We start from the raw sequence: 25130 nt of genomic DNA, 5'->3' as shown, positions 1-25130 counted from the left end.
TTAACCCTCTTCAATTGTATCGTAAGCAGGGTCAGAACGCTGCTCGAGATATTTAGTATTACCACTGAGTGCTGCTCGAAAATCAGCAACGCAAATTATTGTTAAACGTATAATAAATAGTGCTGCCCCAGCAAAAAAGGCAAACCTACCAGGCCACTCAGGCAGATCTAATTGACTAAAAAAATAAGCGCCACTGCTTGCTGCGTGAAAAAAACCTTGCCATGCAGCGAATGCAATTGGCAGCAATATTAATAGGCTGATAAGAGAGCCAATGGCAAGCATCCATAATCGGGTGTGCATACCTAAACGTTTGAATAAGAATTCTATGGTGATGTGACTGTAATCTGCGGTGACATAAGCTAGCGGCAGAAAAACGGCTCCTACCATGAGCTCTCGAACGATAACAACATCGTCAGTTACTCCCCATCCAAAAAGGTTGCGTGTAACAACTGTTAGCGTGATCATTAAGCCGAGCGTGATAATGCAAACGCCAGCTACAATCAATGCCCCTTGTTCCATTTTTTTCAACATAATATTAAACTCTATGTGATACCAATTTTACTAACGTTGTGATCATTTCTACCGGTTAGAATAAGCCGCTATTGGCTTTTTTTATGCCTTAAAAGTAGAAAACCTCATTAATGAAACGGGTGTATTTAAGTTATCGAGCCCAAGGGTAGCCATTTTGATCTCGTTTTTGGCTATATTTTTTAAGAGCTGCTTTGTAGTTTTCAACCATGGTTTTTCCGGCTAGGCCACTTTCATTGGCTTCTTTTTCCCATTTCGTAATATGATATTGGCTCGCTGCATAAAGTTGAGCTGAATCTGAAGAGGAGAGAGTAATAATTTCCAACTTGCGCCCGTCAATCCCTTGCGTCAATAAGTCTTCTGCTCTTTTGTCAGCTTGCATTATATTTTCACCAAGGTAATTGATAAAGTCAGCGCCAACTTCATCTATTACCTTTCTCTGAGAGGGGCTTAATTTTGTTAGCGTATCTTTATTTATAAATATTCCTAATCCGGTATAAGTGCCCCAATTGAGCTTGGTTAGGCTGTCAGACGCCTCATGTTGCTTTAAGGCAATTGTGGCGCTCATATAACCAAGACTGCAATCGAGTAAGCCGTTACCTAATCCCTGATAAGCTTTATAAATGCTCATGCTGACCAAATTCGCTCCCAAATCGCCAAATATTTTACCGAAGGTACCAACACCACGAATTTTTTTACCTTTAATATCTTCAAGTGTTCGAACGGCGCTCCCTTTACATAGCACTATAACGTTGGAGAGCATGTATGAAGTGACGAAGGATAGGTTTTGCTCTGCTAAATTACTGGTAACTTCAGAGGATTTCATATGTTCAAAATTAGTTTTTAAACCAACCCAAGGATCAAGATTTTCAAAAGGTAAGTTAGTAAGCGTAAAAGACACCATCTCCTTGGGAAAGTAATCGGGAATAATAGTGCCCATATCGACTACGCCTGCAGCGATAGATTGTCGCGAGGCATTTGCTTTAAATAAAGCACCACCCCACATAATATCAATTTTTAAATCACCACCAGAGCGTTTTTCAACTTCCTGTGCAAACCATTTGGTTGCACTAGCACGGGCGCCACGATTTGGCCCAGGTTCACCATAGGTAAGCACTGTTGCAGCTAAAGCAGGTACCACACTTAAAGCAGCGGTTGTTAATATAGCTACTTTGAAAAACTGACTTATGATGTTCATTTTTCGACTCATCAAAAAATACCTTATGTTTCGCTTGGCGGAACTTGAGTGCCACTAAAGTTCATTACTGTACAATAACAAACATGGCGCCGCAAGCATAAAAATAGCTATAAATAAAAGTTATGAAAAATATAATAACTATATATTGTTTTTATTTTTGTTTTGAAGATAGAGTGACGTGATAAATTAAAAAATTACTGTAAAACAGTATTAAAAAAGGGCAACAATATGAACCATAAATTAACCCCATTTAATTGGCAAGACCCGATGTTTCTTGATAGCCAACTTACCGAAGAAGAACGAATGATCCGTGATTCTGCTCATGATTATTGCCAAGAAAAGTTGCTGCCACGTGTGCTTGAAGCCAATAGACATGAGCATTTTGATCGTGAAATTATGCGTGAATTAGGTCAATTAGGCTTATTGGGGGCTACTTTGCCTGCTAAATATGGCGGCAGTGAAGTCAATTATGTCAGTTATGGTTTAATTGCGCGTGAAGTAGAACGTGTAGACAGTGGTTACCGCAGCGCGATGAGTGTGCAATCTTCACTGGTAATGCACCCAATATATGCTTACGGCACTGAAGAACAACGCATGAAGTATTTACCTAAGCTTGCTTCGGGTGAATGGGTCGGTTGTTTTGGTTTGACTGAGCCTAATTCGGGTAGCGATCCTGCCTCAATGACCACACATGCCAAAAAAGTTGACGGCGGCTATTGTTTAACAGGCAATAAAATGTGGATCACAAATTCTCCTATTGCCGATGTTTTTGTGGTGTGGGCAAAGCTCGATCGTAAAATTCGAGGCTTCGTGTTGGAAAAAGGTATGGCAGGTTTATCTGCCCCCAAAATTGAAGGTAAATTTTCATTACGTGCCTCAATAACGGGCGAAATTGTGATGGATAACGTTTTTGTACCTGCTGAAAATATGTTCCCAGAAATTACCGGCTTAGCCGGACCTTTTGGTTGTTTAAATAAAGCACGCTACGGTATTGCTTGGGGCTCATTAGGCGCGGCAGAGTTTTGCTTTAACTCGGCAAGAAACTATACCTTAGACCGTCAGCAATTCGGACGTCCTTTGGCTTCAAATCAGCTGATTCAAAAGAAGCTTGCTGATATGCAAACTGAGATATCACTTGGTTTACAGGGATGTTTGCAAATGGGTCGCTTAATGGATGCCGATCAATGTCCGGTTGAATTAATTTCCTTATTAAAGCGTAATAATTGTGGCAAGTCTCTTGATATTGCTCGTGTTGCGCGTGATATGCATGGTGGCAATGGTATTAGTGATGAATTTAGCGTAATTCGCCATATGATGAATCTTGAAGCGGTTAATACCTATGAAGGTACACACGATGTGCACGCGCTAATATTGGGTCGTGCCATTACAGGTTATCAGGCTTTTTGCTAATACAATGAAATAGAAATATGTATTAATGGCAAAATAATGAAGATCAGATACCAAGCAAGAGGTGTATCACATTCTTGCTTGGTATTTTTTATTTAACCCTTGTATTTAAGGTTAGGGTTAAGGTTAAGGTCTTTTATGCCAGCCCATACCAACCGAATAACGGTGATCAAATCCCAACCAAGGTTCAGGCGTTTTACCATCAATGGTTACTTGATTAGAATCAGGCGATAAATCTAAATAAGCACACTGAGTTAATTTTTGCTTTAAATGACAATCCATCATCGCGAGTGTAAAGTGTTTATTGTTGTTATTTAACACTGTGCTGTCCCAAGCGGGCTCATAATAATGGCCTATGTCTAATTCACTTGTTTTGGCGACAGTTGGTGCTGGATGCGGAGCAATATTGTGTCGAGCATTTTGATAGGTTAGTAGGTATTTACTTTTACTGCCGGTTTGTTCATAAAGTGATTTAATAGCGCTGTAATCAGAAATATCATCTAAATTTCCAGATACATAAAGTATTGGCGTGTTAATTTTTGACAGTGCTTCTTGTTGAAATAACTGGTGTTGACCACCCCAAGGCGCCATAGCAATAACGGCTTGCCATCTTGGGTCTACCTTACTATTTTCGTATTGTCCGCCTGCACAGCTATTGAGTAATGTCTTCACTTTTTCTACTTGCTCAGGGTCTTTGAGGCCTGTAAAAGTTGATGCTGTTGTGTTGGTAAAGTTATAACAACCGCCAACTGTGTTTATTGCGCCATATCCACCCATTGAATAACCAATTAAGCCAGCCTTTTTGCTATCGATAACGTTTGATGCAAAGTTTGGCATTGTTGTTAAATAGTTAAGGGTAAATTGTTGGTCACGAGAACGATTAAGTAAGGTACTAAAAAAACCAGCGAACGGGTTCTTGATCATATCAATTTCCGCGTTGGTTGAGTCAGTATGATCAATAGCCGCAACAATATATCCATGAGAGGCTAAATGTTCTGCTAAATAATACATAAGTGTTCTATAGCCGGTATAACCATGTGAAATAACGACTAATGGAAACTTTTCAGCCTCATTAGTGGTTAAAACAGGAGAGTCGCGAAAAGCATCGGCTTGAATCGAGAAGTTTTTACCACCGCGTGTTACGTTTTCGTAACTGGTTTTTTTAACAAGCTGAGCATTTACAGCCGTGGGATACCAAACTTCTAGTGTTAACTTTCTATCTTTATTTGATTGTGTTGCGGGATCAAATTGCTCAGGGTTAGTAATTTCTAATGTTTTTACACCAACGTTAAATTGGCCTTTTTCTGCGAGCTCAGCAACCACATCTTTGGGGAAGTTTTTTTGCAATTGCTCAGGTACCAAAACTGTGGTGGTTTTTGATAATAGCGCTGTTGAAGAAACCTCAGTGGCATTTACTGTAGCTACAATTTGTAAGTAACAACACACTAAAGTACTCATTATAATAGGGATATTTTTTTTGACTTTTATCATAGGTTTTTTCACTTTTATTATTATCTATTTTAGCGATGGTTTTAGTTGTGATCTTTAAGTATACCCCAGAACTAAAACCTTATTCCCCTGAATATATAAGTCCCCATTGGCTTCTAATAGTATCCATTATGGTCATCATCGCGGTGGTTGTATCAAGCGGTAAAATATCACTTTGTTGTTTATTTTCTCGAATGCACTGCATGGCATGTGAAACTTCAAAAGTGAAGTTTTCATCTGCATTAAACGGGAAACTACTGACTTTAATAGGTTGATCTTTGAGTTTTATATGTAGCTCTTGAGCACCAAGAAAATCAGGGATCCTGATATAGCCTTTACTGCCACTAATAATCCCTTCAGTAGGAGCTTCTTCAATAAAAGATGCAGACAAAATAGCGCGCTGATGTTGTTGATATTCAAGTAAGTAACAAGAGCTTTCGTCTACACCGTCTTCACCCATAACCGCTGAGCTTTGAATGCGACTTGGTTGTTCGCCAAAGACAATTGAAGCTAACGTTAAGGGGTAAATACCCAAGTCGAGTAAAGCGCCGCCAGCGAGACTTTTGTTGCGTAATCTATGCGTCAAAGGAAAGTCTTCACAAATACTGAAATTTGCTTTAACGGTATGTACTTCGCCAATAATATTTTCTGCTAATAACTGCTTTAAGTGTTCAATGGCGGGTAAAAAACGTGTCCAAACACATTCCATCATGAAGCAATTATTTTCTTTTGCTAACGCGATAAGTATTTTTGTTTGTTGGGCGTTTACGGTAAACGGCTTTTCACAAATAACATGTTTACCATGCAGGAGACAAAGTTTGATATTTTCAAAATGAAAGTTATGCGTAGTCGCAATATAAATAACATCGATGTCTGGATCAGTTACCAACGATTGGTAGTTATTATATGCCCGAGGTATTTGATGTTGTTCAGTAAAGTCTTCAGCGCGACCTTTGGTGTTGGAAGCACCGGCGAGTATTGTACATTGTTCTAATTTTTTAATGGCGAGGGCGAATTGATGTGCAATACCACCACAGCCCATTACACCCCAATTGATACTTTGCATATTTATCCTTAAAGCTGACACCCATTGTTTTAATGAGGTATCAGCACACAATATTTAAGAAACTCTCGAAAGTTACATTTGTGATTCAATAGAAATAATGTCGCGAAATTTACTATTTTAAATTCACGACTTTATATTCTGTATTTAAAACTCTGTAACTTGTAAGCCATTACCTGCTTTGCCGACATAAATTGAGGCATTAATATTAAAACGAGCAAAGTATTGTGCTGCAACAGCGTCTTTAATTTTATCGATATCAGCCTGACGACATAAGCAAACTATTGCCCCACCAAAGCCACCACCTGTCATTCGCACAGCACCGGCATCACCCAAAGCCGTTTGACATATTTCTACTAAACCATCAGTTTCAGGAATTGTAACTTCAAAATCATCTCTTAATGAGATATGAGAAGCGGTCATTAACGCTCTGAGTGTTTGCATATCATTATTTTTCAGTGCCTGTGTCGCGTCAAGTACACGGGTGTTTTCGGTAATAACATGATGTGCGCGCTTATATTCATTTTCGCTCATGGCAGAACGAGCATTATTTAACATAGCAAGATCGGCATCACGTAAAGTCGCCACAGACATTTTTTCGGCTGCTTTTTCACAATCAATTCGGCGTTGGTTGTATTCGCTGTCGACTAATTTTCTAGGATAATTTGAGTTAACAATAACAATTGAAAGATCGTCCGGAATACTAACTGCTTCGGTGGCTAAGCTTTGACAATCAATAAGTAGTGCATGCGCTTTTTCACCATTGGCAGAAACAAGCTGATCCATAATGCCGCATTGGCAATCCATAAAGTCGTTTTCAGCTTCTTGGCCCAAAACAGCAATCGCTTCATTAGATAAGTTTAATTGGCAAGCTTGATTGAACACACCACCAACAGCAACTTCTAAGGCGGCAGAAGAAGATAAACCACTGCCTTGCGGGACATTACTGTCGATTAATAAATCAACACCACTGAGTTGATGACCTTGGCGTTTTAAAACAAAAGCAACGGCACGAATGTAGTTGCCCCATTGTGATTCGCCACGGGTTATTTCTTGGTCTAGAAAGAATTCATCGGATTCACCAGGGTAGTGTAAAGAGTGCACCACAACTTTGTTATCATTACGTTTTCTATAAAGTATGCGAGTACAAAATTCTAATGCACAAGGCAAAACAAAACCGTTGTTGTAGTCGGTAAACTCACCTATTAAATTCACTCGTCCTGGTGCTGAAGACATTGCTTGAGCAGGTTGTTTATATATTTCTTCAAAAATTGTACTAAAGTTATCATTTACCACAAGCCTGCTCCTTTTTGTAATGTGTTGTACTCGCTTTACGTAATATATTAGCTGCTGTTTCAGCCGTTAAATCACGTTGGCTCTCAGCTAACATTTCGTAGCCAACCATGTGTTTCTTTACCGTAGCAGAGCGCAATAGTGGCGGATAAAAATGCGCATGTAAACGCCAATGGCTATTGTTTTCTTCATTTGCTGGGGCATTGTGCCAACCCATTGAATAAGGAAAACTGCAATTAAACACGTTATCATAACGTATGGTTAGTTCTTGTATTGCTTGCGCTAAACTATTTTTTTGTTGTGCATTTAATTGACCAAAATGCTGAATATCATCTTTGGCAATAAGTAATGTTTCAAACGGCCATGCCGCCCAAAAAGGTACAACAGCTAACCAATGTTCATTCTCTACAACAATGCGATCTTGTTTAGCTGATTCATGTTCAACGTAATCAGCCAATAATGATTTTCCATGCTTATCTTGATAAGCCTGTTGTTGGATATTTTCTTTTTCTATTTCAGTTGATAGGTGTTCATGCGCCCATATTTGACCATGAGGGTGAGGCTGAGAGCAGCCCATAACGGCGCCTTTATTTTCAAATATATTGACGCAAGCATAAGTTTTTGCCAATTCAACATAGTTTGATTGCCAAGTATCAACCACAGCTTCAATTTCAGTAACCGTTAGTTCAGGCAATGATTTGTTATGATCAGGAGAAAAACAAACAACTCTACATTCACCATTGGCTACATTGGCTTCAAATAAAGGGTGTTGCTCATCAGCAATTTGTAGTGCTTCACTCGGTTCTTCGGTTAACGCGCCAAAGTCATTAACAAAAACATGAGTGTGGGTGTAATCAGGGTTAGCAGCATTTTTTGCCCGTTCATTTCCTGGACATAATGGACAATTTTCATCGTACACGGGTAACTCTGTTTCAGAGGCGGCTTCTGTAGCACCTAACCAGGGGCGATTGTTTCTGTGTGGAGAAACTAACACCCAACTGCCAGTAAGGGGATTTTTTCTTCGATGAGTAAATTCTAAATTGTTCATTATATTATTCCAAACCATTAGGGTATTTCGATTGCCAACGCCAAGTGTCGTCAGTCATCGCTTTAATATTAAGTTGTGCTGTCCAACCCAGTTTATTTTTTGCTAGAGACGCGTCTGCATAATTACTAGCAATATCACCGGCACGTCGCGGCGCAAACTGATAATCGACCTTTACGTTTGCAGAGGCCGAAAAAGCATCGATTATTTCTAAAACAGAATAACCTTTACCTGTTCCTAAGTTATAAACTAGAGAGCCAGTGTCGTTTTGGTGTGTTAAGAATGCTGCAACATGTCCAGCGGCTAAGTCGGTAATATGAATGTAGTCTCGCACACCAGTACCATCTTTGGTGTTGTAGTCGTTGCCAAAGATACTGACGTATTCACGTTTACCTACCGCTGTTTGAGCAATAAAAGGCATGAGGTTATTAGGTATACCGTTAGGACTTTCACCTAATAAACCACTTGGATGAGCGCCGACAGGATTAAAGTAACGTAAAGCAATGGCAAGATATTGCTCATTGGTTTGACACCAATCAACTAAAATCTGTTCCACCATGACTTTGGTCCAGCCATAAGGGTTAGTTGCCGAAATAGGATGTAGCTCATCAATAGGTAAATATTGAGGATCGCCGTAAACCGTTGCAGAAGAACTAAATATTATTTTATTAATGCCGCAGCTTTGCATGCTTTCAAGTAATGTGACTGTGCCTGCAACGTTATTGCGATAATAGGACAGCGGCTGCTCTGTAGATTCTCCTACAGCTTTTAGCGATGCAAAATGAAACACCGCTTGGATGTTGTATTGCTTAAAAGTATCTTTGAGTTTTTTACTGTCAGCAATGTCGCCTTCAATAAAATCAAAAGTATGGTTGCTGATCGTGCTTAATTGATCTAACACCTTAATACTAGAATTGGATAAATTATCATATATAACAGGGGTGAATCCGGCTTCAAGTAATGCCAAACATGTATGACTGCCTATATAACCTGTACCGCCTGTAACTAAAACTTTCATAGATAACCTTTTTCATAAGTCTTATTTATAAGATAAATAAAATCAACCAAAATTGCAACTTTTTTTTATGTAACTTAAGTGATTAATCTGGTGTTATGGAACAACCGACTAGGTGTTTAAGCGCAATAAAAATGCAATGACATTTATTTTAGCGGCTTGATAGCAAGTAGATTAATTAGCTGTTCATTTTTAATAGTTAAAATGAATAATTTCGGCGTTATAAAATTTATAAGTAGAGTAACTACTTATACCAATTGAAATAAATAATCGATCATTTTAAGGCGGTTTAAATCGTCAATAACTGCGTTGTTTTCAATGCCAATAGCCCACTATTACTCGACAATTGCTCCTGCATTGTTCTACTTACGGGCATCCATGCCCTAATCAATCAAACGCCTTGCCTGCAGGGATAATGGTATGGACCCACTCCAACTTTATTTCCGGCCTCTTTAGGGCCAAAATGAAAGTGATAACAATCATTTATAAAAGCGGAGTGGATCAACATGAAGATTACTACAATCGGTTTAGACATTGCAAAATCAATTTTTCACATGTTCGCTGTGAATAAAAATGGGCGATTTGTAAAAAAGAAACAATTAAGAAGAAAACAAGTGTTGAGTTTCATGGCAACATTAGAGCCTTGCCTAATTGTAATGGAAGCTTGTGGCAGTGCGAACTACTGGGCTAGAAAATTTATTGAATTGGGGCACCAAGTAAAACTTATTGCGCCTCAATATGTAAAACCCTTCGTTAAAGGCAATAAAAATGATTATAACGATGCCGAAGGTATTGCAGAGGCAGCGCAACGCCCGACCATGAGGTTTGTGCCAATTAAATCGATAGAACAACAAGATATTCAAAACTTCCATCGACAACGTGAACGCATAAAGAAAGAACGTAAAGCATTAGCAAGTCAGATACGAGGCTTGTTAGGAGAATATGGCATTGTCATCAATAAAGGTATTTCTGCAATTCGCAATGAACTGCCGGATATTTTAGAGGATGCGACAAATGAGTTAACGTATTTAAGTCGGGAGATATTTAATGAGTTATGGCTTGAATTTCAAGTCACAGAAGTGAAGTTTAAAGCGTGTGAAGTTCGCTTAAACACGATGAATAAAGAAAATGAAATATGTGTTCGCTTAGATGAAATATTAGGTATTGGAGCAATCACAGCTAGCGCTACTTATGCAGCTGCAGGAGATGGAAAAGACTTTGTAAATGGTCGACATTTTTCGGCATGGCTTGGGCTTGTTCCTGGGCAGCATTCAACGGGTAGAAAGGCCACCTTACTCGGTATAAGTAAACGCGGTAATAGTTATTTAAGAACACTATACATCCACGGGGCCCGGGCAGTATTAAGGCACAGTGAAAACAAAACTGACCGATTTAGTTTGTGGGCACAAGCGTTAAAATCCCGACGAGGACACAACAAAGCATGCGTTGCTGTGGCGAATAAAATAGCAAGAATGGCTTGGGTAATAATGGCGAAGGGGGAAAGTTATCGCCCGGCTATATAAATAAAGCTCAAAACTGAAGCAAGTTAGATTGGTTTCAGTGATGAGATAACAGTAAAACCCTTTTACTTCAGTTGCAAAAGATAAATTAATCGGATGGTAAGATAGTCAGACTGGCTTGCACAAAACCTGGTACCTGCATTGGCTAATAAAAAAGCCGGAGGGATGATGAGGAGTGTGAGCGCAAACAACCATCGGGGCCAGAAGGTAAAAATCCTTCATAAACAGGCCGGATATATGAGAGCAATGATTTTCTCTTACATAACGATTAAATGTCTTGCAAACGGAGTGGGTCCATATATGCAGGTACTTATGTTTAGTCTGGAACAATAAACATGTATTCTTGAACAATTTATCCTCGCTTAAAATTGGTCAATAACTTATTACATTTGGTATTATAAATTTTATGCCTTGGAACACTCTAATTTTACTCATAAAAAAGTAGATCACTTAATTAATCAAATAGGTATTAAAGACAATGGGGTTGAGAATAGTTAAGCAGAGATTTTATTTGAATAACTGAGAAATTAGTTATATTTAGCCATATTTGGATCAGAATTGAAAAAGGACGTGTTAAAAGTAACTTAATTTTCGATAAGTAAAAGTGGAGCATGACTTTGCTATTTAGTTTACGTAAATAGCAAAGTCACCTGATGTTTAATGTAACGCAAAACAATGCAATCTTTCGATATCTATTAATCACATTTTCACAAAAATACTTTGTAACTGTTTATGCAACTTTTGCTGAATGAACAGACTTACGTGCAACAAGTGAAGGGTGTTCATCAAGATATTTTTGTATATTAGCTATTTGCTCGGTTGATAAATATAGACCTCGTTTAGTTCTTCTCCATATAATATCTTCTACTTCAACAGCCCATTCATGTTCAATTAAAAAGTTAATTTCTTGTTGGTATAAATCAGCACCAAAACAAGTGCCCATAGCTTCAATGCTTTCTATGTTATTGAGTAATGCGAAAACTCTGGTGCCATAGCTTCGAATAAATCGAGTTCTCAAGCTAGGTGGTAACCATGGGAAATCTATTTTAATCCCTTCGGTTAAGATTCCTATATTAGCGAAATTTCCACCGGGTAACGCTTTTTTAGCTGTCCATTTAGGCCCCATATTAGAAAAATACGGATTTAGTTTGTTAACAGCTGCCTCGGCCAACTTTCTATAAGTTGTTATCTTTCCACCAAATATAGAAAGAATAGGTGCTTTTTTAGCAATATCTTCTAGCTCAAGTGTGTAATCGCGAGTGACGGCTTGCGCATTAACTGATTCATCATCTAATAATGGTCTTACGCCCGAATAAGTAGTAACAATATCTGCTCTTGATATTTTCTTCTTAAAATACTCATTGGTAATGTTTAATAGGTAGTCAATTTCTTCGTCTGATATTTTTACATCAGATGGTTCGCCTTTATATTCAACATCGGTTGTGCCAATTAATGAAAAGTCATCCTCAAAAGGAATAACAAAAACAATTCGTTGATCAGCATTTTGTAACATATACGCTTCTGGTTGATCATGAATGCGCGGCACTACAATATGGCTACCTTTAACTAACCTAATGTTTTGAGGTGATTTAAGTGTTAAGGCATCTGAAAACAATTGAGCGACCCAAGGTCCAGAAGCGTTAACAACACTGCGAGCTCGTATAACATTAATGTCACCGTTTAAACGATCTTTAAGGGTAATAACCCAAACATTATCTTCGCGTATTGCTTTTATGCATTTGGTTTGCGTTTTTATTGTGGCACCATTATCTTTGGCCGCTAGTGCATTTAGCACAACTAATCTCGCGTCGTCTACCCAACCGTCTGAATACTCAAAACCCTTAGTAATGGTACTAACTAAAGGGCTATCTTCATTAAATTTAATACCTCTTGAAGCTTTTAATGTTACTCGTTTTGCTAAATTATCATAGAGAAACAAGCCAATTCTGATCAGCCAAGAGGGTCTTAAATGACGCTGATGAGGTAAACGAAATACTAATGGCTTAATAATATGAGGCGCATTTCTCAATAAAATTTCACGTTCAGCTAATGCTTTTTTAACGAGATTAAATTCATAATGCTCTAAGTATCTTAAACCACCATGAATAAGCTTACTGCTGTTAGATGAAGTAGCGGAGGCAAGATCGTTTTGTTCACAAAGAATAACGTTTAGTCCTCTGCCTGCTGCATCAGCTGCTATACCTGCACCATTTATACCACCACCAATAACAGCAACGTCAAATACTTTATTTTGTTCTTTCATAGAATGCGCCTTATCATTTTTGTATGATAAATAAGATGTTCGTTATTTGATTATAATGTTCGTTTAGGTTCGTTTCAAGGTGTAATTGTTCTTATTTCTATAGTTTCTGTTTATTGTAGACGTAAAAGTAGAACTAGCTAATTGTTAATTAGCTAAATTTTTGATTGAAAATTATTTTGAAAAAGGGGGGATTTAAATTATATGCGTAGCGATAGCATTGTTTTTGAGTATTTCTTTAATTGCTTCAGGTGGCTCTTGATCGGTAAACAGGTGATTGATTTGAGCTATGTTACCTTGTTTGATCATAGCATTGCGGCCAAATTTAGAATGGTCAGCTGCAAGTAATACATTAGTTGAATTATTAATGATGGCTTGTGCGACCTTAACTTCTCTTAGATCAAAGTCGAGTAAAGAACCGTCGTTACTGATACCGCTGATACCAATAATCCCAAAGTCCATCTGGAATTGGCTCATAAAATCGCAAGTCGCTTCACCTATAATACCGCCATCTCTATGTCGCACTTCGCCGGCAGCAATAATAACGGTAAAGTCTTCCTTAGCCGATAAAATAGTGGCTACATGTATGTTGTTAGTTACTATGTTTAGTGCACTGTGATTAAGTAAAGCACGAGCAATTGTTTCTGTGGTTGTACCAATATTGATAAACAATGAAGAGCCGTTCGGTATCATTTTTACTAACTCTTTTGCGATACTTTCTTTAGCTTCTAAGTTTAAAATTTTACGTGATTGGTATGAGGTATTCTCTGTTGTTGAAATACTTTCAGCGCCGCCATGATGGCGAATTATTACACCTAATTGAGCAAGCGAATTAAGATCTCTGCGTATTGTTTGAGGCGTAACTTTAAAAATCTGAACTAATTCATCTATGGTAATAAAACCTTTCTCATGAATGAGATCTATAAGTTCAGTTTGGCGTTGGTTTAGCGCCATAAAGGCTACCTCTAATTTATAATTTACAACAAATGAAAATTATCCCACATATTAGATGGTTTCCAAAATTAATTGTTTTGCTCAAATGTTCGAAAATGAAAATAATGGTTGCCAATTTCGAAATGGATGGGCATTATCGAATAATGTTTAATTATTAAGTAAGATAAATAGGAGCTATGTTGAAATATTTATTAGCCATTGATCAAGGCACTACAAGCTCAAGAGCGATGCTTTTTACTAAGCTAGGTAAAATACATGCCACAGCTCAAGAAGAATTTGAACAATATTTTCCACAAGATGGCTGGGTAGAACATAACCCTAGTGATATTTGGCAAACTGTTTTGCGTACGTGTCGTAAAGTGCTTGCTGATAATAACGTTCTAGCAACTGAGGTCATTGCCATAGGTATTACCAACCAAAGGGAAACGACTTTGGTGTGGGATCGTAATACGGGTGAGCCTTTATATAATGCTATTGTTTGGCAAGACAGACGTACATCAGATTATTGTCAGTCAATATCCTCACCGCATATAGAAACGATTATTAATAATAAAACAGGCTTATTGCTCGATCCCTATTTTTCAGCAACTAAAATTCGATGGATTCTTGATAATGTCGAAGGTGCACAAGAAAAAGCCGAGAACGGTGAACTAGCGTTTGGTACCGTTGATAGCTTTTTGTTATGGCACCTTACTGGCGGGAAGGTGCACAGAACAGATGCGACCAATGCTTCTCGTACCATGATATTTAACATTCATGAGCAAGTATGGGATCAAGAACTACTAGAGTTATTCAATATTCCAGCGGCTATGTTACCCCAAGTCATGGATTCTTCAGATAATTTTGGCCATGTCGACAGTGTTCTTCTTGGCAGCGAAATTCCCATTTTAGGTGTGGCAGGTGATCAGCAAGCGGCACTATTCGGCCAAGCATGTTTCGATGAAGGCATGGCAAAAAGCACTTATGGTACCGGTTGCTTCTTAATGTTAAATACTGGTAGCAGGGCGCTTAAATCAAAAAACAAATTATTAACAACGGTTGCCTACCGCTTAAATGGTAAACCAACTTACGCTATTGAAGGCAGTATTTTCATGGCTGGGGCTACGATTCAATGGATAAGAGACGGCTTAAAGTTAATAGGCTCTGCCTGCGAGACAGAGTCAATTGCTGAAAAAATGCCTTTGGATCATGGTGTATTTCTTGTGCCAGCATTTACCGGCTTAGGCGCACCTTATTGGGATCCAAATGCGCGAGGCGCCATATTAGGACTAACACGTGATTCTGGCATTAATGAAATTGTTACCGCTGGTCTGCAATCTGTTTGTTATCAAACCAAAGACTTACAAAAAGCAATGGAGAATGATGGTCTTAGGCCTACTTTAATTCGTGTTGATGGCGGCATGGTGGCTAACAACTGGTTACTCAGTTTTCTTTCTAATATTTTAGGGGCGACAGTCGATAGACCAGAAATTATTGAAACCACAGCATTAGGTGTCGCTTATTTAGCAGGACTTAAAGCAGGGGTTTTCAACTCAACTGACGAACTGGCTAAAATGTGGCATTGCGGAAAACGCTTTACCCCAACTATTGATGACACTCAGCGTAACTCTCTATATGACAAGTGGCTGTCCGCGGTTAAACGCGTGAAAAGTTAACAGCGAGAAAGTTAACAGCGAGAAAGTTAACAGCGAGAAAGTTAACAGCGAGAAAGTTAACAGCGAGAAAGTTAACAGCGAGATAGGTGATTTATAAATAGCATTAAAACTCCAGGTTTACTGGCATTGTTTATTTCGCCTTGGCAATTTGGAATATTAACGAAGCTTTTCGAGTAATGCTGAACTTCGACCATGAAAAGTGAAAAATGAAAAATGGAAAAGAGAAGAATAGAAAAATGACGAGCGACAAACAATGGAATGTTACTAAAACTTAACGATTATCTATTTAAATGATTTGTATGTTAAAAGTTAGTCTCGAAATTGTTAAAAATTAAAATAAATACCAGAGGTTTGTTGGGTAATATTTATACTGGCGCTGGTTGTTTCAATAGATTGAATCTTGTATTAAAGCTGAAATAAACAACCAATTTATCGGTTCAGTTTATTAAGCGATATAAAATCAAACGTTTGTATTGGTTTCATTAAAAATTAACAGATGCAAATCGATGTATTTTTAACCATAAAACATTGATTATTTTACAAAACAGGCTATTAATTAATATTAACCTGATTGTTTTATAATCTTACTACCATGAGGAATATGACGTTATAAGTGAAAAAAGGTTGAAATTTTTTTACATTCAAGTTATTTGTAAGATAAATAGGTTAAATAATAAAATTCACGTTAAATAAAATAGTAAAAACAGGGGAAGAGAATGTCTACAAAAGTTATATCTACAATCGGTAAGCGAACCGCAATTGCCTTAGCCGTTGCCAGCGCATTTACCAATGCAAGTGTTTTTGCACAAGAAACGCCAAAAGCAACAGAAGTTATTACAGTAACAGGCATGTTAAGTAGCTTGAAAGCTTCAATGCTTGATAAAAAAGAATCAAATGTTGTCTCTGATGGTATATCAGCGGAAGATTTGGGTAAATTCCCTGATTTAAACGTTGCAGAGTCATTACAACGTATTACCGGTGTATCAATTGATCGCAGTGGCGGTGAAGGGCAAGCGGTAACGGTTCGTGGTTTCGGACCTCAATTCAATACTGTGCTAGTTAACGGTCGCCAATTGGCAACTGATAGTGCAGGTCGTGAATTTAACTTTGATGTTTTAGCTGCAGACCAAATTACCGGTGCAGATGTTTTTAAAACTACTTCGGCAAACCTACAAGAAGGTGGCATTGGCGGTACGATTAACGTCAGTACTGCACGCCCATTTGACTATGAAGGTTTCCAAGTTGTTGGCTCTTTAAAAGGTATGTATGAAAGCCTTTCAGAAGATACGTCTCCAGCAGCTTCATTATTGTTGAGTAATACTTTTAGTGATAACAGATTAGGTGTTTTACTAGCCGTTAGTCACTCACAGCGTGATGTACAAATAAACCGTATTGAAACTGCAGGTTGGCGTCCAGGTCAAACTATCTCTAACGATGCTGATGGCGACGGTGAAGCAAATGTGCTTTTTACCAATGCATACATTCCGCGTAACTGGGATCAGATTGTTGACAAGCAAGAACGTACGCGTACAAATGCAAGTTTAGTTCTTCAGTATGCACCAACAGATGAACTAGAGATTACTGTCGATGGTTATATGTCAAAGTTTGAAGTTAAATCAGAAGCTACTGACTTAGCGTCTTGGTTTGAACCTGACCGTGTTGATTCTGCAACGATAGATGCAGCAACAGGCACGCTAACTTCATTTAACCAAGGTATTGGCTTAAGCGGTCCTGATGGTAGTGGTAACCCTGCAACTGATTTTGTTTCTCATACACGTAACTCACGTGATGTGACTAACAATGGTTTTGGTATCAATGTTAAATGGGATATTACGGATCAACTAGTATCAACGTTCGATCTTTCTACTTCAACAGCAGAAAACGATCGCGCAGGTCGTGACCGTTTTAACGTAATTGGTATTATTAACAATTATGAATTTGATGGTCGAGGTAGCTTACCAACAGTTAATCATGATGGCTTTGGTGGCGGTAATTTACCAGATGCCAACTTATCTCGTTTACATTACAACGAAAAAGGTAATCAATTTACTGATAAAGACGACATTAGTGAATTCAAAGCTGATTTTGTTTACAGCGCTGATGGCGATGTATTCGAGCAAGCGCGTTTTGGTTTATATCGTCAAGAGCGTGAAAAAGAAAGTTTCCAAATCTTTGGCAACCAATGTCAATTTTGTGGTTACGGTGAAGCCGCGCCAAATGATGTGTTAGATTTCAAACCGTTTACTGCAAATAACTACTTTTCTGGCTTAATAGATACCTTTTATGCTTATGATGGTGACGCTTATGTTGATTTCTTAGCAGATCAAGGTTTCCCAATCGAGCCAACATTACAAAATAACCGTTATGTCGTAAGCGAAGATGTTACTTCATTATATGCTGACTTTACATTCGGTTACGATGTAGGAGATATGCCTTTAACGGTTAACGTAGGTGCGCGTTATTCTACAACTAGTGTAAATGCGGGAGCTGTGCAAAGTGATATTGCGAATGTTGTTCCTACTTCTGATCAGACATTATTTAGTAATGTTTTCGGTCCAGCGAATGACATCAACGAATCAGGCTCTTACTCAAACTTATTACCTAGTGTAAATGTTAAGTTAGCACTACAAGACGATATGGTATTACGATTTGCTGTATATGATTCATTAACACGTCCAACATTGTCACAGCTTTCACCGGCCACGACATATAATGAACCTCGTCGTCAAAACTTAACGGCGCAAGGCGGTAACCCGAACCTTAAACCATTTACTTCAGAAAACTGGGATATCTCTTACGAGTGGTATTACTCTGATGCTAGCTTATTCAGCTTTGCGTTCTTCCATAAAGAAGTCGATGATTTTATTGTTACTTCTACAGGTGCAGAAACGTATACATTAGCAGGCAGAACAGGGCCAGGTTTTGCTTGTGTAGGTGATGATTGTAGTGATGCAGATGAACTTAATGGTGAGCAAGAAGTTTATACCGTTACTCGTCCGCAAAATACTGAAAGTATTACCGTATCAGGTTATGAAATTGCTCTGACGCATATTTTTGAAAATGGTTTTGGTTTTACTGCCAATGCTACCGTAGTAGACAGTGACCAAAAGCTTGGTGATGATCCAACAAAAGCCTTTGCACTTGAAGGTTTAGGTGATTCTCAAAACCTTATCATGTTCTATGAAGCTGACACTTGGCAAGCACGTGTAGCCTATAACAACCGTGAAGGTTTCCTTCGCTTAGTTGACAATGGCTTTAACGGTGAACCAGTAAATACTGAAACATTCGGTCAATGGGATGTGAGTGCTAGCTATGATGTAAACGAAAATATCTCAGTATTTTTTGAAGGTATTAACGTTACTGAAGAAGAGTTAGTACAAACGGGTCGTTTTGCTAATCAAGCCTATAACATTGAAGATAACGGTTCTCGTTATGCAATCGGTGTTCGTGGTAAATTCTAAAAAAAAGTTTTTAGTTTATGCTTAAGTCCTGAACTTAAGTAGTGCTAACTTGGCCTGACTTGTTAACAAGCAGGCCATTTTTTTAGTAAAAATAGTGGGTTTATTTTTACTAAAAAAGTGTAGAGTGATATTAACTTAGTATAACGTATTATATTTCAGCATCGGCTCCTGTATTACCCACATCGTAAGCGATGTTAAGTTAGGAAAATTTGATTATGTCCAAAACAGTAAAAAATATCATTATAATTGGCGGCGGCACTGCAGGCTGGTTATCAGCAGCTATTATTGCCGCACATCATAAAGATGCGAAAACAACTGAGCTTAAGATCAAGTTAGTTGAGTCTTCAGATATTCCCACTATTGGCGTAGGCGAAGGTACATGGCCGACCATGAAAAATACCTTACATAAAATTGGCCTTAAAGAGAGTGATGTTTTTAGAAAATGTTATGCGACCTTCAAACAAGGCGGTAAGTTTGTTGAGTGGGTGCATGGTAATGGCGACTTTTATTATCATCCATTTACCGTACCTTTAGGTTATGGCCAGATTGATTTAGCGCCGTATGTGTCAAATGTTGAAAACTTTGCCCAAGAATCTAATTTCCAATATGACATTTGTGAAGCGGGTTTAGCGCCACGGACATTGGCTGACTCAGAGTATCAAGGTCAATGTAACTATGGCTATCACCTTGATGCCGGCGCGCTCGCTGAGTTATTAAAAAGACATTGTATTGATACACTTAATGTCGAGCATGTTGTTGATACTGTTGATGAATGTATTAGTGAAAACGGTGAGCGTATTGATGCCGTAGTATTAAATAAAGCGGGGAAATTAACGGCTGATTTATTTATTGATTGCTCAGGCACGCGTTCATTATTGTTAGGTCAAACCTTAAATGTTCCCTTTAAAAAAGTTGATGACGTGCTGTTTAACAACCGAGCGTTGGCGATGCAAGTACCCTACGAAAGTGAAGACTCGCCGGTTGCCTGTCACACTATTGCCACCGCACAAAATGCTGGTTGGATATGGGATATTGGCTTAACTAGCCGACGTGGTGTCGGACATGTTTATTCTAGTAAATTCTTATCTGATGAAGAAGCAGAGCAAAACTTACGCAACTACTTAGGCGATGCAGCAAATGGTCTTGAGGCTCGAAAAATTAGTTTTGAACCAGGTCACAGAGAACAATGGTGGAAAGGTAATTGTGTTGCTGTTGGCATGGCTGCAGGGTTTGTAGAACCGCTTGAAGCTACCGCTATTATGCTGGTTGAGCTTTCAGCGCGTTATATAGCCGAAAACTTACCCGCTGATGATAGTTTAATGCCTGTGGTAGCAAAACGCTTTAATACTCAAATGTCGTATCGTTGGCAACGCATTATCGATTTTCTTAAATTTCATTACATGTTAACAAAGCGTCCAGAGCCTTATTGGCAGGCGCACTGTGATCCAAAAACGTTTCCTGAAAGTTTAAAAGAAGATATGGCTTTATGGCAGTATCGAGGTCCAACAACCAATGACTTCAACAGTGCTATGGAGCTATTTCCTGCAGCAAGCTATCAATACGTGCTTTATGGTATGGAATTTAAGCCTGACTTTACTCGCCAAGGTTATTTACATAACCAACAGCAAAAAGCTGAACAAGTGATAAACCGTAACGAACAACTAACACAACAAATGTTACAAAGCTTGCCACCACATCGCGACTACATTGAAAAGTGGCTTGCGACTTCAACTTAGAGAATAATAATGACCGAATTAGTAGAATTAAGTAATAGCGAGCACGGGACCTTAAGGGTTATCGATAACGCCGCACTCGCCTTTATGAAACAGCAACATATCTTAACCGTACGCGTAAAAGAAATAACACAAGCTATTAGTAGTTTTCCAGTTTTTTTAGTGAAGAATCCTCATACAGGCATGTGGAATATTTCAGCGCTTACTAGTTTCGACATAGGCCAAAACTTATTTGTTGATAATAACAAATGGAATGCTATTTTTACCCCGACAAGTATGCAAACCTTTCCCTTTTTTTTAATGAACGTAGCGGGCGAAAATAAAGGTTATACCATAGGCATTGCGCCCCAAGATCAGGCTTTTTCAACAACACAAGGACAAAGTATATTTGAACCTTCTGGTAAGCCCAGTTTACTGTTAAGCCGAGTGAAAACACTGTTAGAAGCTGATATCAAAAATGATATTCAAAGTTATCAATTTGCACAAAAGCTAGAAAGTATGCAATTGATAAAGCGTATTAATCTTGTTGTGCAATATGGTGATGGAACTGTACAAACATTGAAGGGCATGAATACGATTGATGAGACTAAGTTACAGCAGTTATCAAACGACGATTTAGGCGCGTTAAATAAGCAAGGCTACTTAATGCCTATTCATGCCATGCTGATGTCTATTATTCAACTCAATAACCTTATTCAAAAGCATAATAATATTGAAAGTAACAAAACAATATCACAAGTTAAGTTAGCCCTGGAATAATCGCTACTAGGGTGAAAACCAAAAAGCCATTCTTATGAATGGCTTTTTAATATCTGCAGTTTGTTAGATTCCCAGAAAGGTGTAGTTCGGCATTTAAGCCATTTCTGCAGAACCTGTTTTCTTGCTAAATACTAATGTCGCGCGATTTTTAAATACAAACCGGTTAATGAACAACGCCATGAAAATACAGATAAACAAAGTAATGGTCATCATGTGAATATAATGGAACGGTGCCCAAACAAATACGAAGAACGCATATGTTAGTGTGCCGGTAATAACTGCAGTTATAGCGGCTTTTGAGGCAACGTTATTGAACAATAAGCCAACAATGAACACAGATAAAATTGGCATACTTAACATACCGTAAAGCTCTTGTACTATATTGATAATACTTTCTGCTGAAGAATAAAATGGCACTAAAAATAGCGCGAGTACACAAAAGATAATTGAGGCGATATTACTCACAATATGAACTTTAATCTTTTTCTCTTTTTGAAAGTACAACTCATGAATATCACAAACATATAAAGCCGCTGACGAGTTTAAAATACTATTAAATGTTGTTAATACCGCTGCTGCCATCATCGCTGCAAATGCGCCTGATAACCAAGTAGGTAAAACTTCCGCAACTATTTTACCGTAGGCTAAATCACCGACATCGCCGAATAATTTGTAAGCAACAACGCCAGGAATAACGATCATCGGTGGAATAACTAAAATACGTATTAATGCAGCAGCAAAAACACCTTTTTGAGCTTCTTTAATATTGGGTGCTGCCATTGCTCGTTGGGTAATTGTTTGGTTAGTACTCCAGTAGAAGGTTTGAATGAAAATCATACCGGTTAATAATGTATGCCAAGGCAGTGGTGAGTCGTTACCGCCAATCAGTGTTAAGCGCTCTGTTGGAATGTCACTAAAGTCAAAATTAATCGCTGCCATTGAAAGTACAACAACCAGCATACCAAGAGACAATAAACCAATACCACTGTAGGTATCTGATACCGCAACAGCTCTTAAACCGCCAAAAATGGCATAACTGGCACCGGCAATGGTGAATATAATAGAAAGGGTCATTATTGATAGATCAACATTGAACATTGCTTTCATAAATAATGATCCGCCATACAAAATAGCCGGAAGGAAAATAAATAAATTACCTAATAAGAATAAAGCGGCTATTACAGCACGAATATGCGGGTCATTATAGCGACGCTCAAGCAACTCTGTTGTGGTTGTACATTTATTTTTGTAGTAAATGGGTAAGAACACTTTAGCTAAAATCATTAAACCGAAAAATGCGGCTATTTCCCACCACGCCAGCAGGATCATTTGATTGCCATTCATACCAATAAGTTGGTCGGTACTTAGGTTAGTTAAAGTAATCGAGCCGGCAATAAAAACCCATGACAGGCCTCCGCCAGCAAGAAAATACTCTTTATTTGAATCTGACTCTGATCTTGCTGAACCTTTACATTTTAAATAAGTTAAAAATGCAATGAGTGCAGTGATCAAACAAAACACCATTATTTGTATTGATTGGTTTTCCACGAATACTTCCCCGATATTTACTAGTTTTATACATAAAGCTACGTAATGCTAACGTAGCTCAGCAGTTTTTTATTTATGTTTTACTTAAGCTTAGCTTAACTTCACCTGACTTCACTAAAGTTAAGTTAACTTTTATTTATTTTAATTACGGCAACATCAAAAGCGTTTAGTTGTGCTTGACCTAATATAAAAGTGCCCATGTTAAGAGCAGGGAACTCCTGAGGATAGCTAGCGTAATTAAATACATAAGCAATATCGCCACGATGAACAACACGCATATCTTTTGGTAGACGTATGTTAGGTATTGCACACTCGTTTGCTAATTGTTCAAATAAGCTGATTAAGAAAGTATCACAAGTTAATGTTGCCACATAAGTTATCTTACCTTGTCGCACGACAGCAGGGGTATCATCATGATAGCTTGCCACTATGGTTGCCCCAGTTGGCACATGCAACTCTTCGCGCCAACATCTACTCTCGAATGTGTCTCCTTGATAAAACAATTTTTCACTGCAATCAGGTCTAATTGTTTCAGTCGATAACACTTTAATAGGCAATAATGTTTGAAGTTTACCTGGTGGTAAATTTGGCGCTAGAGAGAGTTCATCTGTTTTACTACCCGAACGAGGACCAAAGATAAAATGTGCATTCGCTTGTTGACATTTTTCAATAAAAGTATCACTTACAATCGGCAAACAAGGCGCAATAATTAAGTCGTATGGTTCAAAATCACTGTCAGTAGAAATAAAGTCTACAGCTAATCCTAATTGGCGTAATGCTGAGTAATAGGAAAATTCTGTTTTCTGGTGGTTGTAACTATCACCTTGGCGTTCAATTTCACTAACCCATTGATTAACCGTGCCTGAAATGATGGCTACTCGTGCTTGAACCGGCGCTTCAATTGAAAAATCTACCGCGGTTAATTCATCACGCATTTGCTCAATTTCAGCCCAAGCTGCAGCTTTTGAGTTGTCGTTACGTTTTACGCCTGCATGCATTTGCTCTTGTGCAAAAGGTGCTTGGCGCCAGCGGAAATAACACACACAATCTGCACCATGTGCAAATGCCTGCCAAGACCATAAACGCACCATACCTTTTTCAGGGCGTGGGTTATGGTGTGCCCAATTAACAGGACCAGGTTGTTGCTCCATAATCCAAAAATTCTTTTTGCTGATGCCACGGCTTTGGTCAAAGTCGTAACTGGCAAAATCAGGATGACCGGTTCGCATATAAGGTTTAAATTCTTCGGCGGGTTTATCTGCAAAGAATAAATCTGAACGACCTAAGGGATAATTGTCGTAACTAACAAAGTCTAAATTTTCAGCTAGCGCATAATTATCGGTTTGCGTATCAACCATTGGAATAAAGTTGTGTGTTACAAATCTATTAGGAGCATATTGGCGAATGATTTCGATCATTCGATTATGAAAGCTAATGACTTGGTCTGAACTAAATCGACGATAAGCCAATTGATGTGCAGGGTGGGTTTCAGTTACAGCTAAAATAGGTAACTCTATTTGCTCAAAATTTTGGTATTCCATTGACCAAAAGACTGTGCCCCATTCGCTATTAAGTTTGTCAATTGACTGGTAACGTGCTTTACACCAAACTTGAAATGCTTCTTTAGCGGCCACAGAACCACTATGCGTAGTATCGTGACAGGCCAACTCGTTATCTGTTTGCCAACCACAAATTGCCGGATGTTCACCGTATCTTTTCGCTAAAACTTCCGATATGCGCATGGCTTCTCGAAAGTAATTTTGACTAGAAAAGTCGTAATGTCGGCGAGAACCAAAACCACGTGTTGTACCAGTATTAATATCGACAGGTAAAATATCAGGGTATTTATCAATTAACCACTTCGGTGGGGTGGCTGTTGGGGTACACATGATAACCTCTAAGCCTGCGCTTACTAAGGTTTCAATTGCGCGGTCTAACCATTCAAATGTGTAAGCGCCTTCATTTGCTTCAATTCTTGACCAAGCAAATTCACCAATACGCACATAACGTAATCCTAACTCACGCATTTCTTTAGCATCTTGAGCCCACATTGATTCTGGCCAATGCTCTGGATAATAACAAACACCTAACATTTTTTATTCCGCTATTTTATTTAAAATCTTTTATACATACTAACCTTATTTATATGATATATTCCAGAGGTATTTACATTGAGCTAATTATTTTAGCTAATTTATAAATG

The 25130-nt window shown here is 38.3% G+C and carries 17 protein-coding genes; 6 read left to right on the top strand and 11 right to left on the bottom strand.

Going from position 1 to position 25130, the window contains the following annotated elements; all coding sequences use genetic code 11:
- On the bottom strand, nucleotides 1–531 hold the full coding sequence (locus A3Q33_RS00900) for a TRAP transporter small permease (RefSeq protein ID WP_081178044.1): 531 nt from the start codon (nucleotides 529–531) through the stop codon (nucleotides 1–3).
- Between the two features lie 130 nt (nucleotides 532–661).
- Complete coding sequence (locus A3Q33_RS00895; RefSeq protein WP_231295750.1) at nucleotides 662–1738, bottom strand: C4-dicarboxylate TRAP transporter substrate-binding protein; 1077 nt, start codon at nucleotides 1736–1738, stop codon at nucleotides 662–664.
- Nucleotides 1739–1954: 216 nt separating this feature from the next.
- Between A3Q33_RS00895 and A3Q33_RS00890 the strand changes: the two genes are divergently transcribed.
- Complete coding sequence (locus A3Q33_RS00890) at nucleotides 1955–3136, top strand: acyl-CoA dehydrogenase (RefSeq protein WP_081178042.1); 1182 nt, start codon at nucleotides 1955–1957, stop codon at nucleotides 3134–3136.
- A 123-nt stretch (nucleotides 3137–3259) separates the two neighbouring features.
- On the opposite strand, the gene A3Q33_RS00885 is transcribed toward A3Q33_RS00890, so the two are convergent.
- The 5 genes from A3Q33_RS00885 to galE all read right to left on the bottom strand — a co-directional run bounded on the left by A3Q33_RS00885 (nucleotide 3260) and on the right by galE (nucleotide 9040).
- Nucleotides 3260–4624: an alpha/beta hydrolase family protein gene (locus A3Q33_RS00885; protein ID WP_231295749.1), complete on the bottom strand. Its 1365-nt coding sequence runs from the start codon at nucleotides 4622–4624 to the stop codon at nucleotides 3260–3262.
- Between the two features lie 79 nt (nucleotides 4625–4703).
- Entirely contained in the window at nucleotides 4704–5687 is a 984-nt protein-coding gene (locus A3Q33_RS00880) for a Gfo/Idh/MocA family protein (protein ID WP_081178040.1), read from the bottom strand.
- A gap of 144 nt (nucleotides 5688–5831) precedes the next feature.
- Nucleotides 5832–6920, bottom strand: coding sequence for a galactokinase (galK, locus tag A3Q33_RS00875; RefSeq protein ID WP_353615521.1), 1089 nt, complete (start codon nucleotides 6918–6920; stop codon nucleotides 5832–5834).
- Nucleotides 6921–6969: 49 nt separating this feature from the next.
- Nucleotides 6970–8025 (bottom strand): UDP-glucose--hexose-1-phosphate uridylyltransferase, encoded by a 1056-nt coding sequence (locus tag A3Q33_RS00870; RefSeq protein WP_081178036.1) that lies wholly within the window; start codon nucleotides 8023–8025, stop codon nucleotides 6970–6972.
- Nucleotides 8026–8029: 4 nt separating this feature from the next.
- The gene (galE, locus tag A3Q33_RS00865) at nucleotides 8030–9040 is read right to left on the bottom strand and encodes a UDP-glucose 4-epimerase GalE (protein ID WP_081178034.1); all 1011 of its coding nucleotides are present in this window, start codon (nucleotides 9038–9040) and stop codon (nucleotides 8030–8032) included.
- Between the two features lie 503 nt (nucleotides 9041–9543).
- On the opposite strand from galE, the gene A3Q33_RS00860 reads away from it, so the two are divergent.
- Nucleotides 9544–10560, top strand: coding sequence for an IS110 family RNA-guided transposase (locus A3Q33_RS00860; protein ID WP_081178032.1), 1017 nt, complete (start codon nucleotides 9544–9546; stop codon nucleotides 10558–10560).
- A 727-nt stretch (nucleotides 10561–11287) separates the two neighbouring features.
- Here A3Q33_RS00860 and glpD read toward each other — a convergent pair.
- Together glpD and A3Q33_RS00845 are read right to left on the bottom strand one after the other, a co-directional pair.
- Nucleotides 11288–12820, bottom strand: coding sequence for a glycerol-3-phosphate dehydrogenase (glpD, locus tag A3Q33_RS00850; RefSeq protein ID WP_081178028.1), 1533 nt, complete (start codon nucleotides 12818–12820; stop codon nucleotides 11288–11290).
- Nucleotides 12821–13012: 192 nt separating this feature from the next.
- Nucleotides 13013–13771, bottom strand: coding sequence for a DeoR/GlpR family transcriptional regulator (locus A3Q33_RS00845; protein WP_081178026.1), 759 nt, complete (start codon nucleotides 13769–13771; stop codon nucleotides 13013–13015).
- A 176-nt stretch (nucleotides 13772–13947) separates the two neighbouring features.
- Between A3Q33_RS00845 and glpK the strand changes: the two genes are divergently transcribed.
- The 4 genes from glpK to A3Q33_RS00825 all read left to right on the top strand — a co-directional run bounded on the left by glpK (nucleotide 13948) and on the right by A3Q33_RS00825 (nucleotide 21379).
- A complete protein-coding gene (gene glpK / locus A3Q33_RS00840; RefSeq protein ID WP_081178024.1) occupies nucleotides 13948–15426 on the top strand; it encodes a glycerol kinase GlpK in 1479 nt (492 codons plus the stop codon).
- A 716-nt stretch (nucleotides 15427–16142) separates the two neighbouring features.
- The gene (locus A3Q33_RS00835) at nucleotides 16143–18887 is read left to right on the top strand and encodes a TonB-dependent receptor (RefSeq protein ID WP_081178022.1); all 2745 of its coding nucleotides are present in this window, start codon (nucleotides 16143–16145) and stop codon (nucleotides 18885–18887) included.
- 215 nt (nucleotides 18888–19102) lie between these two features.
- Nucleotides 19103–20623, top strand: coding sequence for a tryptophan halogenase family protein (locus A3Q33_RS00830; protein ID WP_081178020.1), 1521 nt, complete (start codon nucleotides 19103–19105; stop codon nucleotides 20621–20623).
- A gap of 9 nt (nucleotides 20624–20632) precedes the next feature.
- Nucleotides 20633–21379, top strand: coding sequence for a SapC family protein (locus A3Q33_RS00825; protein ID WP_081178018.1), 747 nt, complete (start codon nucleotides 20633–20635; stop codon nucleotides 21377–21379).
- 93 nt (nucleotides 21380–21472) lie between these two features.
- Here A3Q33_RS00825 and A3Q33_RS00820 read toward each other — a convergent pair whose 3' ends face one another.
- Nucleotides 21473–22903: an SLC5 family protein gene (locus A3Q33_RS00820; RefSeq protein WP_081182136.1), complete on the bottom strand. Its 1431-nt coding sequence runs from the start codon at nucleotides 22901–22903 to the stop codon at nucleotides 21473–21475.
- 149 nt (nucleotides 22904–23052) lie between these two features.
- Nucleotides 23053–25020, bottom strand: a complete 1968-nt coding sequence (locus A3Q33_RS00815) for a beta-galactosidase (protein ID WP_081178016.1) — start codon at nucleotides 25018–25020, stop codon at nucleotides 23053–23055.
- Between the last annotated feature and the right edge of the window lie 110 nt (nucleotides 25021–25130).

The organism is Colwellia sp. PAMC 21821 (assembly GCF_002077175.1).
Classification (GTDB): Bacteria; Pseudomonadota; Gammaproteobacteria; order Enterobacterales; family Alteromonadaceae; genus Cognaticolwellia.
This window is presented reverse-complemented; position numbering and strand designations above follow the sequence as displayed.

Bases quoted from the DNA above. Each gene is read 5' to 3' on its own strand.
- A3Q33_RS00900 (WP_081178044.1), bottom strand. From the start codon at position 531: ATGTTGAAAAAAATGGAACAAGGGGCATTGATTGTAGCTGGCGTTTGC.
- A3Q33_RS00895 (WP_231295750.1), bottom strand. From the start codon at position 1,738: ATGAGTCGAAAAATGAACATCATAAGTCAGTTTTTCAAAGTAGCTATA.
- A3Q33_RS00890 (WP_081178042.1), top strand. From the start codon at position 1,955: ATGAACCATAAATTAACCCCATTTAATTGGCAAGACCCGATGTTTCTT.
- A3Q33_RS00885 (WP_231295749.1), bottom strand. From the start codon at position 4,624: ATGATAAAAGTCAAAAAAAATATCCCTATTATAATGAGTACTTTAGTG.
- A3Q33_RS00880 (WP_081178040.1), bottom strand. From the start codon at position 5,687: ATGCAAAGTATCAATTGGGGTGTAATGGGCTGTGGTGGTATTGCACAT.
- galK (WP_353615521.1), bottom strand. From the start codon at position 6,920: ATGTCTTCAGCACCAGGACGAGTGAATTTAATAGGTGAGTTTACCGAC.
- A3Q33_RS00870 (WP_081178036.1), bottom strand. From the start codon at position 8,025: ATGAACAATTTAGAATTTACTCATCGAAGAAAAAATCCCCTTACTGGC.
- galE (WP_081178034.1), bottom strand. From the start codon at position 9,040: ATGAAAGTTTTAGTTACAGGCGGTACAGGTTATATAGGCAGTCATACA.
- A3Q33_RS00860 (WP_081178032.1), top strand. From the start codon at position 9,544: ATGAAGATTACTACAATCGGTTTAGACATTGCAAAATCAATTTTTCAC.
- glpD (WP_081178028.1), bottom strand. From the start codon at position 12,820: ATGAAAGAACAAAATAAAGTATTTGACGTTGCTGTTATTGGTGGTGGT.
- A3Q33_RS00845 (WP_081178026.1), bottom strand. From the start codon at position 13,771: ATGGCGCTAAACCAACGCCAAACTGAACTTATAGATCTCATTCATGAG.
- glpK (WP_081178024.1), top strand. From the start codon at position 13,948: ATGTTGAAATATTTATTAGCCATTGATCAAGGCACTACAAGCTCAAGA.
- A3Q33_RS00835 (WP_081178022.1), top strand. From the start codon at position 16,143: ATGTCTACAAAAGTTATATCTACAATCGGTAAGCGAACCGCAATTGCC.
- A3Q33_RS00830 (WP_081178020.1), top strand. From the start codon at position 19,103: ATGTCCAAAACAGTAAAAAATATCATTATAATTGGCGGCGGCACTGCA.
- A3Q33_RS00825 (WP_081178018.1), top strand. From the start codon at position 20,633: ATGACCGAATTAGTAGAATTAAGTAATAGCGAGCACGGGACCTTAAGG.
- A3Q33_RS00820 (WP_081182136.1), bottom strand. From the start codon at position 22,903: ATGGTGTTTTGTTTGATCACTGCACTCATTGCATTTTTAACTTATTTA.
- A3Q33_RS00815 (WP_081178016.1), bottom strand. From the start codon at position 25,020: ATGTTAGGTGTTTGTTATTATCCAGAGCATTGGCCAGAATCAATGTGG.